Annotated in this window: 13 protein-coding genes; 8 read left to right on the forward strand and 5 right to left on the reverse strand. The window is 71.5% G+C overall.

What is annotated here, in order from left to right; translation table 11 throughout:
- Nucleotides 1-8 precede the first annotated feature (8 nt).
- The gene (locus DJ017_RS14045) at nucleotides 9-515 is read right to left on the reverse strand and encodes a DUF1993 domain-containing protein (protein ID WP_111529299.1); all 507 of its coding nucleotides are present in this window, start codon (nucleotides 513-515) and stop codon (nucleotides 9-11) included.
- 101 nt (nucleotides 516-616) lie between these two features.
- Between DJ017_RS14045 and DJ017_RS14050 the strand changes: the two genes are divergently transcribed.
- The 5 genes from DJ017_RS14050 to dprA all read left to right on the forward strand — a co-directional run bounded on the left by DJ017_RS14050 (nucleotide 617) and on the right by dprA (nucleotide 5,048).
- On the forward strand, nucleotides 617-1,597 hold the full coding sequence (locus tag DJ017_RS14050) for an aspartate carbamoyltransferase catalytic subunit (RefSeq protein WP_111530114.1): 981 nt from the start codon (nucleotides 617-619) through the stop codon (nucleotides 1,595-1,597).
- Complete coding sequence (gene pyrC / locus DJ017_RS14055) at nucleotides 1,594-2,886, forward strand: dihydroorotase (protein WP_111529300.1); 1,293 nt, start codon at nucleotides 1,594-1,596, stop codon at nucleotides 2,884-2,886. The genes DJ017_RS14050 and pyrC overlap by 4 nt, the downstream gene beginning before the upstream one ends.
- A gap of 23 nt (nucleotides 2,887-2,909) precedes the next feature.
- Nucleotides 2,910-3,212 carry an ArsR/SmtB family transcription factor gene (locus DJ017_RS14060; RefSeq protein WP_111529301.1) on the forward strand — a complete coding sequence of 101 codons (303 nt, stop codon included), beginning with the start codon at nucleotides 2,910-2,912 and terminating at the stop codon, nucleotides 3,210-3,212.
- Nucleotides 3,213-3,294: 82 nt separating this feature from the next.
- Nucleotides 3,295-3,954, forward strand: coding sequence for a glycerol-3-phosphate 1-O-acyltransferase PlsY (gene plsY / locus DJ017_RS14065; RefSeq protein ID WP_377284589.1), 660 nt, complete (start codon nucleotides 3,295-3,297; stop codon nucleotides 3,952-3,954).
- Nucleotides 3,951-5,048, forward strand: coding sequence for a DNA-processing protein DprA (dprA, locus tag DJ017_RS14070; RefSeq protein WP_111530115.1), 1,098 nt, complete (start codon nucleotides 3,951-3,953; stop codon nucleotides 5,046-5,048). Before plsY ends, dprA begins: the two co-directional genes overlap by 4 nt.
- On the opposite strand, the gene DJ017_RS14075 is transcribed toward dprA, so the two are convergent.
- Nucleotides 5,045-5,866, reverse strand: a complete 822-nt coding sequence (locus tag DJ017_RS14075; RefSeq protein ID WP_111529303.1) for an enoyl-CoA hydratase — start codon at nucleotides 5,864-5,866, stop codon at nucleotides 5,045-5,047. The genes dprA and DJ017_RS14075 overlap by 4 nt on opposite strands.
- Before the next feature lie 102 nt (nucleotides 5,867-5,968).
- Between DJ017_RS14075 and DJ017_RS14080 the strand changes: the two genes are divergently transcribed.
- On the forward strand, nucleotides 5,969-6,718 hold the full coding sequence (locus tag DJ017_RS14080; protein WP_165830633.1) for a VOC family protein: 750 nt from the start codon (nucleotides 5,969-5,971) through the stop codon (nucleotides 6,716-6,718).
- Here DJ017_RS14080 and DJ017_RS14085 read toward each other — a convergent pair.
- Together DJ017_RS14085 and DJ017_RS14090 are read right to left on the reverse strand one after the other, a co-directional pair.
- Entirely contained in the window at nucleotides 6,709-7,419 is a 711-nt protein-coding gene (locus DJ017_RS14085) for a DUF899 family protein (protein WP_111529305.1), read from the reverse strand. The genes DJ017_RS14080 and DJ017_RS14085 overlap by 10 nt on opposite strands.
- A gap of 65 nt (nucleotides 7,420-7,484) precedes the next feature.
- Nucleotides 7,485-8,246, reverse strand: coding sequence for an SDR family NAD(P)-dependent oxidoreductase (locus DJ017_RS14090; protein WP_111529306.1), 762 nt, complete (start codon nucleotides 8,244-8,246; stop codon nucleotides 7,485-7,487).
- A gap of 212 nt (nucleotides 8,247-8,458) precedes the next feature.
- On the opposite strand from DJ017_RS14090, the gene topA reads away from it, so the two are divergent.
- Nucleotides 8,459-11,038: a type I DNA topoisomerase gene (gene topA / locus DJ017_RS14095; RefSeq protein ID WP_111529307.1), complete on the forward strand. Its 2,580-nt coding sequence runs from the start codon at nucleotides 8,459-8,461 to the stop codon at nucleotides 11,036-11,038.
- A complete protein-coding gene (locus DJ017_RS14100; protein ID WP_111529308.1) occupies nucleotides 11,038-11,838 on the forward strand; it encodes an alpha/beta fold hydrolase in 801 nt (266 codons plus the stop codon). Before topA ends, DJ017_RS14100 begins: the two co-directional genes overlap by 1 nt.
- Here DJ017_RS14100 and DJ017_RS14105 read toward each other — a convergent pair.
- Nucleotides 11,835-12,998, reverse strand: a complete 1,164-nt coding sequence (locus tag DJ017_RS14105) for an iron-containing alcohol dehydrogenase (protein ID WP_111529309.1) — start codon at nucleotides 12,996-12,998, stop codon at nucleotides 11,835-11,837. The genes DJ017_RS14100 and DJ017_RS14105 overlap by 4 nt on opposite strands.
- Nucleotides 12,999-13,045: the final 47 nt, after the last annotated feature.

The following is a 13,045-nucleotide window of genomic DNA, read 5'->3' on the forward strand; positions in this document are numbered from 1 at the left end:
AGAGGCGCCTAGAGTCCGCCGGCGAACAGGTCGCGCTTGCCGATGTCCGCGCCGAGGTGGCGGGCGATGGCGTAGGCCATGGACATGTGGAAGGTGAAGTTCATCAGGCCGAAGCCCAGGGCGTACTGGGCGGCCGGCAGGGTGATGTCCTGGCCGATGGAGAAGGTCACCGGCGCCTCGTCGCGCCCCGCGAACTGCTCGGGCTTCAGGCCGGCGAGGAAGTCCTTCGCCTTGGCGATCTCGGCGCGCAGCTCGGCCAGGGACAGTTCCCCCGTCAGCTGCTCGGGCAGCGGCAGGCCGAGGAGGCGCGAAGGCACCTGCTTGGCGAAATCGCAGACCGTCATGATCTGGCGGCGCAGCGGGAACATGTCAGGCGCCAGGCGCGAATCGAGCATCGCCGCCTCGCTCATGCCGCTGGCCTTGGCGTGGGCCTCCGCCTTCTCGAGCACGCGCTCGGCGGTGGCTAGGCCCCGCGTGTAGACCCCGACGGAGCTGGCGTAGAGATCGGCCTTCATGAGTTATCCCCCGAAATGAAGTTGAGCCGCTCATATGGCGGCGCGGCCCCGCTTGGCAAAGGGTTGGCTTACCGGCCGACTGCGCCTAAGAGGGCGCTTTGATGACCAGCGCGCCGCCCGGCCTGAATGAGGTCCTGCAGAGGACCTTCGCCTTCCCGAAGCGCCATTTCCTTTCCGTGACCGACCTGAACGAGGTGGAGGTGGCGAGCCTCCTCGACCTCGCCGACGGCTTCGTCAGCCTCAACCGCCAGACCTCGAAGAAGCTCGACCTCCTCAAGGGTCGCACGCTGATGAACCTGTTCTTCGAGAACTCGACGCGGACCCAGAGCTCCTTCGAACTGGCGGGCAAGCGGCTCGGCGCCGACGTGGTCAACATGAGCCCCCGCTCCTCCTCGATCTCCAAGGGCGAGACCCTGATCGACACGGCGGTGACGCTCAACGCCATGCAGCCCGACCTGCTGGTCGTGCGCCATTCCTCCTCCGGCGCGGCCTCCCTGCTGTCGCAGAAGGTCACCTGCTCGGTAATCAACGCCGGCGACGGCCAGCACGAACACCCGACCCAGGCCCTGCTCGACGCCCTGTCCATGCGCCGCGCCTTCGGCCGGATCGCAGGGCTGAAGGTCGCCATCTGCGGCGACATCCTGCACAGCCGCGTGGCGCGCTCGAACATCGCCCTGCTGCAGATGCTGGGCGCCGAGGTCCGGCTGGTCGGTCCGCCGACCCTGATGCCCAGCGAAGCCGCACGCTGGAACGTCGCCATTCACCACGACCTCAGGAAGGGCATCGCCGGGGCCGACGTCGTCATGATGCTCCGCCTGCAGCTCGAGCGGATGGACGGCGTGCTCGCCCCCTCGCAGCGCGAATACTTCCGCTTCTGGGGCCTCGACCGCGAGAAGCTGGCCCACGCCGCGCCGGGCGTGCGGGTGATGCATCCGGGCCCGATGAACCGCGGCGTCGAGATCGATTCCGAGGTGGCCGACGACCTGGCCGTCAGCCTGATCCAGGACCAGGTGGAGATGGGCGTGGCGGCCCGCATGGCGGTGCTGACCTCCCTGGCCCACCGGCTGGAGAACGACCGATGAGCGGCCGTCCCCTCGCCTTCGTGAACGCCCGCCTCGTCGACCCGGCCACGGACTACGACGGCCCGGGCGCGGTGATCGTCACCGAGGGCGTCATCGCCGACGTGGTCAAGGGCGCCGACCCGGGCAAGCTCTCCACGGACGTCGAGGTGATCGACGCGGCCGGCGCGCTGCTGATGCCCGGCCTGGTGGACATCCGCGTGAAGACCGGCGAGCCGGGCGCGGAGACCAAGGAGACGCTGAAGTCCGCCGCCCGCGCCGCGGCCGCCGGCGGGGTCACCACCATCGTCGTCCAGCCGGACACCCATCCCACCGTCGACGAGCCCTCGGTGGTCGATTTCATCCTGCGCCGGGCGCGGGACATCGAGCTGGTCAAGGTGCTGCCGGCCGGCGCGGCGACCAAGGGCTGCGAAGGCCAGCGCATGGCCGAGATCGGCCTGATGGCCGAGGCCGGCTGCGTCTACATCACCGACGCCGACCGGCCGATCGTCGACTCCAAGGTGTTCCAGCGCGTGCTGAACTACGGCAAGGCGTTCGGCGTGCTGGTGGCGCACCGCCCGGCCGATCCGTGGCTGGCCAAGGGGGCCGCGGCGACGAGCGGCGAGTTCGCCTCGCGCATGGGGCTGCCGAGCGTGCCGGTGGTGGCCGAGAAGATCATGCTGGAGCGCGACCTCGCCCTGGCCGAGCTCACCGGCGCGCCGCTGCTCGTCGACCAGCTCACCACCGCCTGCGCCCTGGAGAGCTTCAAGCGCGCCAAGGACCGCGGCCTGAAGGTCACCGCCACGGCTTCGATCAACCACCTGTCGTTCAACGAGATCGACATCGGCGACTACCGCACCTTCTGCAAGCTCGACCCGCCCCTGCGGAGCGAGGACGACCGCCAGGCGGTGATCGAGGCGGTGGCCAGCGGCCTCGTCGAGGTGATCGTCTCGGCCCACGCCCCGGCCCCGCCGGAGGAAAAGCGCCTGCCCTACGACGAGGCGGCGCCCGGCGCGGTCGGCCTCGAGACCCTCCTGCCCGCCCTGCTCGCCTTCCACCACGAGGGGCGCATCCCGCTGATGAAGCTGATCCGCGCGGTGACCGCCGCGCCGGCCGAGCTGCTGGGCCTGCCGCAGGGCCGCCTCGCCAAGGGCGCGCCGGCCGACCTCGTCCTCGTCAATCCGAACACCCCGGTGGTGATCGACGCCGACAAGCTGACGTCGAAATCCAAGAACTCGCCCTTCGACGGCCGCCGGCTGCAGGGCAAGGTGCTGATGACCGTCGCCGACGGACGGGTGGTCTACCGCGCCTGAACGGGGTAATTAGCCGTTCGACTATGTCCGTCGTCCCCGCCCTCAAGGCGCTCGGCAACGAGCGCCGCCTGCAGATCCTCGAGTGGCTGAAGGATCCGCGCGCCCATTTCCGGCCGCAGGTCGACGGCGACCTCGTCGACGACGGCGTCTGCGCCGTGCTGATCGCCGAGAAGCTGGGCGTCAGCCAGCCCACCCTTTCCGAGCACATGCGGATCCTGGTCGACGCGGGGCTCGTGAGGCCCAAACGGATCAAGCAGTGGACCTTCTACCGCCGCGACGAGGCGGCCATCGCCGCCCTTAAGACCGCCCTTACCGCCGACCTCTAGCTTGCCGCCCAGAGCGGGGGCAGGCCGACAGGGGCTGACGGACGGCTCCGCTGCGGCTAGAACCTAAGGCGAACGGGGGAGCATCCAGATGTTCGAGGGCTTGAGTTTCATCCAGGTCGCGGTCGCCCTGGCAGGCGGCTATCTCCTGGGCTCGATCCCCTTCGGGGTGATCACCACCAGGCTCGGCGGCGCGCCCGACCTGCGCTCGATCGGCTCAGGCAACATCGGAGCGACCAATGTGCTCCGCACCGGCCGCAAGGACCTGGCCGCCATTACCCTGCTGGGCGACGGCGGCAAGGGCGCGGTGGCGGTGCTGATCGCCTGGCTGGCAACCCAGGACAACACCTTGCAGGCGCAGTCGGTGATGACGGCCCTGGCCGGCGGCGCGGCGTTCCTCGGCCATCTCTTCCCGGTGTGGCTCGGCTTCAAGGGCGGCAAGGGCGTGGCGACCTTCTTCGGCACCCTGCTGGCCGCCGCCTGGCCGGTCGGGATGCTGGCGGGCGCGACCTGGCTGCTGATGGCCTTCGTCTTCCGGTTCTCCTCGCTCGCGTCCCTCACGGCCGCGGCCCTGGCGCCGGTCTATGTCTTCGTGGTCGGCCGGCCGACGCCGATCGCCTACCTCGGTCTCTTCATGGCCATCCTGATCTACGTGCGGCACACCCAGAACATCCGCCGCCTGCTGCGCGGCGAGGAACCCCGGATCGGCCAGTCCAAGAGGGCCGAGGCGGGAGCCGAGTCCTGAGCGGAGCCCTGCCGCCGGCCGAACGGATCGCCTGGCTGAGGCTGGCGCGCACCGAGAACGTCGGGCCCGTCACCTTCCGCGAGCTGGTCCGCCGCTACGGCGGCCCGGCCGAGGCGCTGGAGGCACTGCCCGAGCTCGCCCGCCGCGGCGGGCGGGTGGCCGGGATCCGCGTGCCGACGACCGCGGAGATCGAGGACGAGCTGGCGGCCGGCGAGCGGATCGGCGCGAGGCTGCTCTGCGCCTGCGAAGCCGCCTTCCCCCGCCAGCTCGCCGCCGTCGTTCCGCCGCCGCCGGTGCTCTGGGCGCGTGGCGACACCGCGGTGCTCGACCGGTCCGGCGTGGCCATCGTCGGCGCCAGGGTCGCATCGGCGGCCGGGCAGCGCTTCGCCCGCGGCCTCGCGGCCGACCTCGGCCAGGCGGGCCTCGTGGTGATCTCGGGCCTGGCCCGCGGCATCGACGGCGCGGCGCATGAGGGCTCGCTCGCCACCGGCACGGTGGCGGTCCTCGCCGGCGGCGTGGACGACGTCTATCCGCCGGAGCACGCAGGGCTCTACGAGCGCATCGTGGCCCAGGGCTGCGTGGTCTCGGAGAACGAGCCGGGCCGCAGCGCCACCGCCCGCGACTTCCCCCGCCGCAACCGGATCATCTCCGGCCTCTCGCGCGCCGTGGTGGTGGTCGAGGCCGAGTTGCGCTCCGGATCGCTGATCACCGCCCGCCTCGCCGCCGAACAGGGCCGCGAGGTGCTGGCCGTGCCCGGCTCGCCCCTCGATCCGAGGGCGAAGGGGACCAACGACCTGATCCGCCAGGGCGCGGCGATCTGCGAGGGCGCCGAGGACGTCCTGCGGACGCTGGAGACCCTGCCCGGCCTGGAGGCGCCCGAGGCCGACCCGTTCCGCCACGACCACGCGGCCGGCGAGCCCGACGCGGCGCTGCGCGGGCAGGTGGCCGCCCTCCTCTCCCCGACGCCGGTGTCGCGCGACGAGCTGGTGCGGGCCACCGGCGCCGCACCCAGCCTGGTGTTCGCCGCCGTGGTCGAGCTTGCCCTCGCCGGCCGCGCCGAGCTCATGCCCGGCGGCATGGTGGTGGCCGCCTAGCGGCCGACGAACTTCGGCTCGCGCTTCTCGACGAAGGCGCGGGCGGCCTCCTTGTGATCCTCGGTCTGGGCGAGGTGGACGTGATGGGTCGCCTCGAGGTCGAGGCAGTCATCCCAGTCGCCGGCCATGGCCCGGTTGAGGTTCTCCTTCATGTAGCGGTAGGCGACGGTCGGACCCTTCGCGAGCCGCAGGGCGATCTCGCGGGTCTTCGCCTGGAGCTCGTCGGGCGCCACGACCCAGTTGGCGAGGCCGAGCCGCAGGGCTTCCTCGGCCGAGACCCGGTCGGAGAGATAGTAGAGCTCGCGCGCCTTGGCGGCGCCGACGAGCTGGGTCAGGAAATAGGTGCCGCCGTAGTCGCCGGAGAAGCCGACCTTGGCGAAGGCGGTGGTCATGATCGCGCTGGAGGCCATGACGCGCAGGTCGCAGGCCAGCGCCAGGGCGAGGCCGGCGCCCGCCGCCGCGCCCGGCAGGGCCGCGATGGTCGGCTTGGGCATCTTGAACAGCTTGCCCGAGGTGGCGCGCTGGTTGACCCGCTGGCGGTGGATCTGCTCGTCGATCGAGAGCGGCGCCCCGCCGCCCTGGTTGCGGCTGTTCATGCCCTTCACGTCGCCGCCGGCGCAGAAGCCCTGGCCCGCGCCGGTCAGCACCACGACCTTCACCTCCCGCGCCAGCTCGGCCCAGGCGAGCTGCTGCGCCAGGGCGTCGTTCATCTCCCCGCTCATGGCGTTGCGCGCCTCGGGGCGGTTGAGGGTGATCGTCAGCACGCCCTCGTCCAGGTCGGCGATGAGGTCCTTCGTGCCGGTGTCGATGGCGGCCATGGCGTTTCCCCTGGGATGTTGTTCTTGCCTGACGAAGTGATAGGCCCTGAGGATGGGCCTGGAAAAGGCCCCCAAACGGCCTGGGTGGGAGGAGAGACGATCATGCGCCTTCGGCAGGTGGCCCTGGTGGGCCGGGATCTGGCCGCCATTCGCCAGGACATCACCGAGGTGCTGGGGCTGGGTGGGGCCTATGCCGACCCGGGCGTCGGCAAGTACGGCCTCGCGAACCAGGTCTGGCCGATCGGCGACACCTTCCTAGAGGTGGTCTCGCCGACCCAGGACGGCACCACGGCCGGCCGCCTGCTCGACAAGCGCGGCGGCGACGGCGGCTACATGGCCATCTTCCAGACCGACGACCTCGCGGCCGACCGCGCGCGGATCGCCAAGGCCGGTGTGCGGGTGGTCGACCAGATGGACCGGGGCGGCGCGAGCTTCACCCACCTGCACCCCAAGGACGTGCCGGGCGCCATCGTCTCGGTGGACGCCATGGAGCCGAAGGAACGCTGGGAATGGGGCGGTCCGGACTGGCGCGACAACGTCAGGACCGACAGCGCGGTGGAGATCCGCGGCGCCGAGGTGCAGGGCGAGGACCCGGCCGCCATGTCGGAGCGCTGGGCGCAGGTGCTCGCCTGTCCGCGCGAGCAGACCGCCGACGGCTGGCGGCTGGTCACCGAGGGCGGCGAGATCCGCTTCACCCCGCTGAAGGACGCCCGCGGCGAGGGACTCACCGCCTTCGACGTCGCGGTGCGCGATCCCGCGGCGGTGCGCGCCCGGGCCAAGGTCCGGGGCTGCGTCGATCAGGCCGGCGAGGTGGTGCTCTGCGGGACGCGGGTGCGCCTCGTTCAGGCGTAGGACAGGCTCGGGTACCAGGTCGGCGGCCGCCCTTCGGGTGTCAGGTCGAGCACCGCCCACAGGGGCGACGGATCGGGCGCGCCGCGCGGATCCTGGCCGGGGTCTGCCGTGGAGCCGGTCATCTCGCCGGACCAGAAGTGGCGGATCGTCCCGTCGCGCCGCGTGAAGACGTTCATCGCCGGGATGTCGCTGCCGTCGGGAGCCAGCGCCAGGTAGTCGCGCGAATAGGCGCCCGTCAGGTCGCTGTAGAGCCGCAGATGCTTCCAGCCGCGCTCGCGCTTCCAGGCCGCCAGCTTGGCGTAGGGCGACCGGGCGATGACGGCCAGCGAGGCGTGCTGGCCGACGCTGTCGGCGACGCCGTCCCAGGCGTCGAGCATGTTGGTGCACATCGGACACGGGCGCTCTCGCTCGGGCCCGAACATGTAGCTGTAGGTGATGAGGGTCCCGCGCTCGTTGAAGAGGTCGGCGAGGTCGACGAACCCCTCCTCACCCTCGAAGCGATAGTCGCCCGTCACCGCGCCGCCGGGCGGCAGGGCCCGACGCATGGCGGCGACCTTCTCGATATGGCGGCGGAGTTCGATCTCCTCGGCCAGCAAGGCGGTGCGCGCGGCCCGGTACTCGGCGCTTTCATTGGCGATCCGGACCGGGTTCTCGCGTGCGAGCGTCTGTGCTGCGACCAGCGTCTGGACCTTGGCGTCCATGGGGGCCTCCTCGGATCTGACGATCCTGGATCGAGGCGCCCCCTGAGCCTGCCTGTCAACGCCCGCTAGCGCTGGCCGCCGCCGTGGACGTTGATCTTCTCGCCGGTGACGTAGGTGTTGGCCGGCGAGACCAGGAAGCGGACGACGCTGGCCACCTCTTCGGGCTGGCAGACGTGGCCGAAGGGCATGTTCTTGTCGAGCATGTGGATATCGGCCGCGCCCATGGCCGCCTTGGCCAGCCGCTGGCCCATGTCGGTGTCCACGAGGCCGGGGGCGACGATGTTCACATAGATGCCGTTGCCCCGCTCTTCCTTCATCAGGGTGAGCGCCAGGGCTTCGAGGGCGGCCTTGGCCATGTTGTAGGGCGCGCCGTTGGCGGCGTGGCTCAGCGTCGCCACCGAGGAGATCACCACCACGTCGCCACGCGGGTTCTGGCGCATATGCGGCACGCAGAGCGCCGCCAGGTGGTGGGCCGCCTGGGCGTGGGTGGCGAACAGGCGTTGCGGCTCGGTGGGATCGGTGTCGACCACCGACTGGCCGCGGCTGGCGATGCCGGCGTTGTGCACCAGGATGTCAATGCGGCCGAAGTCGGCGACCGCCTGGTCGACCATGGCCTTGTCCTGGGCGTAGTCGTCCACCGAGGCCTGGTAGGCCTTGGCCCGGCGGCCCATGGCCTCGATGGCCTTGACCACCGCCTCGGCCTCGGCCGCCTCACGGCGATAGTTGACGGCGACGTCCGCCCCGTCCTCGGCGAGCGCCAGGGCTATCGCCCGTCCCACCCCGCGGCTCGCGCCCGACACCAGCGCCACTCGACCGGCCAGCGACATCCTAGATCCTCCCAAAGCTCTGATTGGCTCCGGCATAGCAAGCCCGCGGCGGGTCTTGGAACGCTGTCCCAACGGCGCCCTTCTCTTGAGCCCCCTTAAGGGGGCTCGCCGGACCGCCTGCTCAACGGACGTTGACAGCGGCCGGGACGCGCCCCCACCTTCCGGCTCTTTTTCGGCCGCACGACCGGCCCACGGGACAGATCACCGCCAGTATGAACGTCGTCGTCGTCGAGAGCCCGGCCAAGGCCAAGACCATCAACAAGTACCTGGGCTCGGGCTACAAGGTCCTGGCGTCCTACGGTCACGTCCGCGACCTGCCGGCCAAGGACGGCTCGGTGCGTCCGGACGAGGACTTCGCCATGTCCTGGGACGTGGACGGCAAGGCGGCCAAGCGGCTGGCCGAGATCGCCGACGCGGCCAAGGGCGCCGACCGCCTGATCCTCGCCACCGACCCCGACCGCGAGGGCGAGGCGATCAGCTGGCACGTGCTGGAGATCCTGCGCCAGAAGAAGGCGCTGAAGGACCTGCCGGCCGAGCGCGTGGTGTTCAACGCCATCACCCGCACCGCCGTGACCGAGGCCATGGCCAACCCGCGCCAGATCGACATGGAGCTGGTCGACGCCTACCTGGCGCGCCGGGCCCTCGATTATCTGGTGGGCTTCACCCTCTCGCCGGTGCTGTGGCGCAAGCTACCGGGCTCGCGCTCGGCCGGCCGCGTGCAGTCCGTCGCCCTGAGGCTCGTGGTCGACCGCGAGCTGGAGATCGAGGCCTTCCGCACCCAGGAATACTGGACGGTCGAAGGCGAGGTTTCCGCCGGCGGCGATCCCTTCACGGCCCGCCTCGTCAAGCACGAGGGCAAGCGGCTCTCCAAGTTCGACCTCGGCAACGAGGCCTCGGCCTTCGCGGCGCGCGACGCGGTCAAGGCCGCGAGCTTCAAGGTCGCCGCCGTCGAGAAGAAGCCGGCCAAGCGCTCGCCGCCGCCGCCCTTCACCACCTCGACCCTGCAGCAGGAGGCGGCCCGCAAGCTCGGCTTCAACGCCCAGCGGACCATGCAGGCGGCGCAGAAGCTCTACGAGGGTGTCGACATCGGCGGCGAGACCGTCGGCCTGATCACCTACATGCGGACCGACGGCGTGCAGACCGCGCCCGAAGCCCTCGACGAGGCGCGCTCGGTGATCGGCGGCATCTACGGCAAGGACTATGTGCCGGAGAAGCCGCGGTTCTATTCGACCAAGGCCAAGAACGCCCAGGAGGCGCACGAGGCGATCCGCCCGACGAGCCTGGCCCGCAACCCCGGCCGCCTGCGGCTGGAGGGCGACCTCGGCCGCCTCTACGAGCTGATCTGGAAGCGGATGATCGCCTCCCAGATGGAGGCCGCGCGCATCGAGCGCACGACCATCGACCTCGACAGCGCGGACGGGAAGACCGGCCTGCGCGCCACCGGCCAGGTGGTGCTGTTCGACGGCTACCTCGCCGTTTACGAGGAAGGCCGCGACGATCCGGAAGACGAGGAAGGCGGCCGCCTGCCGCAGGTGCGCGAGGGCGCCGAGGCGCGGGTCATCTCCGCCAAGGCCGACCAGCACTTCACCGAGCCGCCGCCGCGCTACTCCGAAGCCAGCCTGGTCAAGAAGATGGAGGAGCTCGGCATCGGGCGGCCCTCCACCTACGCCTCGATCCTCGAGCGCCTGCGCGACCGCAACTACGTCCGCATGGACAAGAACCGTTTCGTGCCGGAGGACCAGGGCCGGCTGGTGACGGTCTTCCTCGAGCAGTTCTTCGGCAAGTACGTGGAGTACGACTTCACCGCCGACCTCGAGGAGAAGCTCGACCTCGTCTCGGCGGGCGACCTCGACTGGAAGGTGCTGCTCCGCGAGTTCTGGGCCGACTTCAACGCCAAGGTCGGCCAGATGGGCGAGCTGCGCACCCGCGAGGTGCTGGACTCGCTCGACGAGGTCCTCGGCCCCTACATGTTCCCGCCCAACGAGGACGGCAGCGATCCGCGCGCCTGTCCCAAGTGCGGCACGGGGCGTCTGGGCCTGAAGCTCTCCCGCTCGAACCCATTCATCGGCTGCTCCAACTATCCGGAGTGCCGCTACACCCGTCCCTTCGGCACGGCCGAGGACGGCGAGGCCGGCGACGAGCGCGAGCTCGGCGTCGATCCGGAGACCGGCATGACGGTCTTCCTCAAGGCCGGCCGCTTCGGGCCCTACGTCCAGCTCGGCGAGGGCGAGAAGCCCAAGCGCTCCAGCCTGCCCAAGGGCTGGACCCCGGCGGCCATGGACCTCGAGAAGGCGCTGCGCCTGCTGCGCCTGCCGCGCGAGGTGGGCGCCCACCCGGAGGACGGCCAGCCGATCCTGGCCGGGATCGGCCGCTACGGGCCCTTCGTGCAGCACAACGGCGTCTACGCGAACCTCTCCGGCGTCGACGAGGTCTTCGAGGTCGGCCTCAACCGGGCCGTCGCCGTGCTGGCCGAGAAGAAGGCGGCGGCCAGCGCCCGCCGCGGCGGCGAGCCGACCGCGCTGAAGGACCTCGGCGCCCACCCCGCCGACGGCCAGCCGATCAAGGTGCTGGCCGGCCGCTACGGGCCCTACGTCAAGCACGGCTCGACCAACGCCACGATCCCGAAGGGCAAGGACCCGGCCGAGCTGACCCTCGAGGAGGCCGTGGCCCTGATCGCCGAGCGCGAGGCCAAGGGCGGCGGCAAGAAGCCCGCCCGCGGCAAGAAGGCGGCGGCCAAGAAGCCGGCCGCCAAGAAGGCCGCGCCGAAGAAAAAGGCCAAGGCCGACGCCTGATGCCCTTCGCCCGCGCCAACGGGATCGAGATCTATTGGGAGCGGGCCGGCGCGGGCCCGCCCCTCCTGTTCATCTCCGGCACCGGCGGCGACCTGCGGGTGAAGCCCAACGTCTTCGACGGCCCCCTGCCCCGGTCCTTCGACATGCTCGCCTACGACCAGCGCGGCCTGGGCCGGAGCGGCAAGCCCGACACGGCCTATTCCATGGCCGACTACGCCGACGACGCCGCCGCCCTGATGGGCGAGATCGGCTGGGATGAGGCCCTGGTGATCGGCGTCTCGTTCGGCGGCATGGTCGCCCAGGAGCTGGTCCTGCGGCATCCGGCCCGCGTGAAGCGCCTGGTCCTCGCCTGCACCTCGCCGGGCGGGGCCGGCGGCGCCTCCTTCCCGTTCCACGAGATCGAGCACCTGAAGGGCGAGGCCCGCGCCCGCCACCTGATCCCGATCTCCGATGTCCGCCGCACCGAGGCCTGGGCCCGCGAGCATCCGGACGCCTACGCCCAGCTCGTCGAGATGGGCGCCCGCGATCCCTTCGCCGACGAGCCCGGCCACGCCATGGGCGCGCACCGCCAGCTCGAGGCCCGCCGCTTCCACGACGCCTGGGACCGGCTGCCCCAGATCGCCTGTCCGGTGATGATCGCCGCCGGCCGCTACGACGGCATCGCCCGTCCCGAGACCCAGGAGAAGATGGCCGCCCGCATCCCCGGCGCGGTCCTCCGGTGGTTCGAGGGCGGCCACCTGTTCATGATCCAGGACCGCACCGCCGTCCCGGCCATGGCCGAGTTCCTGCTGGCCGCCTAGCCCGCCGCGAGCTGAAGGATCTCGACGATGTCCTGCGGGCCGGTGATCGGCCGCGGGTTCGCCCTCACCCCGCTGTCGTGCATGGTGTGCTCGGCGATGGCCTGGAACGTGTCCGGCCCGATGCCGATCGCCTTCAGGTCGGTGGGCAGGCCGAGCGCGCGGGCGAGGTCGCGCACCGCCTCGGCCGCCGGCCTGCCCGGCGCGCCCATCAGTTCGGCGACGAGCGCCTGCTGGCCCGTGTCCGCGCTCGCGTTCCAGGCCAGGACCGCCGGCAGGATCACGCAGCTGGTGATCCCGTGCGAGACGCCATGGCTGCCGCCCAGGGTGTGGCCGATGGCGTGGCTGGCGCCGAGGCCCCGCCCCGCGCCCGCGCCGCTGATCGCCAGCCACATGCCGAACTGGCAGGCCTGGCGCGCGTCGAGGTCGGCCGGATCGGCCTTGCAGGCGGCGAGCCCGCTCGCCAGCCGCTTCAGTCCGTCCGCGGCCAGGGCGTCGGCATAGGGCGCGCGCAGCGGGTTGCAGAGCTGCTCGACCGCATGGTCGATGGCCTTCAGCCCCGTGGAGAACCACAGCGCATCCGGCGTGTGCCGGGTCATGGCGGCGTCGAGGATCACCGCCCGCGGCGCCAGAAGCGGATGGGTGTAGCCCTCCTTGGTCCGGCGCGCCGTGTCGGTCACCCCGGCGAAGGGCGTGAACTCGGCGGCCGACAGGGTCGTCGGCACGGCGATCACCCGCACGCCCGGCGGAATGCGCGCGGTGTCGATGCGGTCGGGCGTGCTGCGCGCGGCGCGGTAGCGGTCCAGCTCCTCGGGCCGGCCGAGACCCGCCCAGAGGGCGAGCTGCATCACCTTGGTGGCGTCGATGACGCTGCCGCCGCCCAGCGCCACCAGCACGTCGGCCCTCAGCCGCCGGGCGGCCTCGGCGCCGGCCATCACGCTCTCGCGCGGCGAATGGGCTCCCACCCCGGCGGCGACGCCGACACAGAGCTCGCCGAGCTCGGCCGCGAGCTGGCGGGCCAGGCTGTTGGCCAGCGAGCGGTTGGTGACGATCATCAGCCGCTTCAGCCCGGCCTGGGCGGCGATCTCCTTCAGGGCCTGGGCCGCCGGGCGGCCGTAGGTGACGAGGTCCTGGCGCGGGAAACGGTGGGATCCGGTGAGCATGGCTCCAGCTTAACGCCCAACAGGCTTCGGGAGCAGCGCCGAGGAAT

This window comes from Phenylobacterium soli, assembly GCF_003254475.1.
Classification (GTDB): domain Bacteria; phylum Pseudomonadota; class Alphaproteobacteria; order Caulobacterales; family Caulobacteraceae; genus Phenylobacterium; species Phenylobacterium soli.

What these genes read in the sequence shown, in the direction of transcription:
- DJ017_RS14060 (WP_111529301.1), top strand. Translation starts at nt 2,910, where the DNA reads ATGTCCGTCGTCCCCGCCCTCAAGGCGCTCGGCAACGAGCGCCGCCTG.
- DJ017_RS14090 (WP_111529306.1), bottom strand. Translation starts at nt 8,246, where the DNA reads ATGTCGCTGGCCGGTCGAGTGGCGCTGGTGTCGGGCGCGAGCCGCGGG.
- DJ017_RS14050 (WP_111530114.1), top strand. Translation starts at nt 617, where the DNA reads ATGACCAGCGCGCCGCCCGGCCTGAATGAGGTCCTGCAGAGGACCTTC.
- DJ017_RS14045 (WP_111529299.1), bottom strand. Translation starts at nt 515, where the DNA reads ATGAAGGCCGATCTCTACGCCAGCTCCGTCGGGGTCTACACGCGGGGC.
- DJ017_RS14105 (WP_111529309.1), bottom strand. Translation starts at nt 12,998, where the DNA reads ATGCTCACCGGATCCCACCGTTTCCCGCGCCAGGACCTCGTCACCTAC.
- DJ017_RS14075 (WP_111529303.1), bottom strand. Translation starts at nt 5,866, where the DNA reads ATGGCCGCCATCGACACCGGCACGAAGGACCTCATCGCCGACCTGGAC.
- pyrC (WP_111529300.1), top strand. Translation starts at nt 1,594, where the DNA reads ATGAGCGGCCGTCCCCTCGCCTTCGTGAACGCCCGCCTCGTCGACCCG.
- DJ017_RS14080 (WP_165830633.1), top strand. Translation starts at nt 5,969, where the DNA reads ATGCGCCTTCGGCAGGTGGCCCTGGTGGGCCGGGATCTGGCCGCCATT.
- topA (WP_111529307.1), top strand. Translation starts at nt 8,459, where the DNA reads ATGAACGTCGTCGTCGTCGAGAGCCCGGCCAAGGCCAAGACCATCAAC.
- DJ017_RS14100 (WP_111529308.1), top strand. Translation starts at nt 11,038, where the DNA reads ATGCCCTTCGCCCGCGCCAACGGGATCGAGATCTATTGGGAGCGGGCC.
- DJ017_RS14085 (WP_111529305.1), bottom strand. Translation starts at nt 7,419, where the DNA reads ATGGACGCCAAGGTCCAGACGCTGGTCGCAGCACAGACGCTCGCACGC.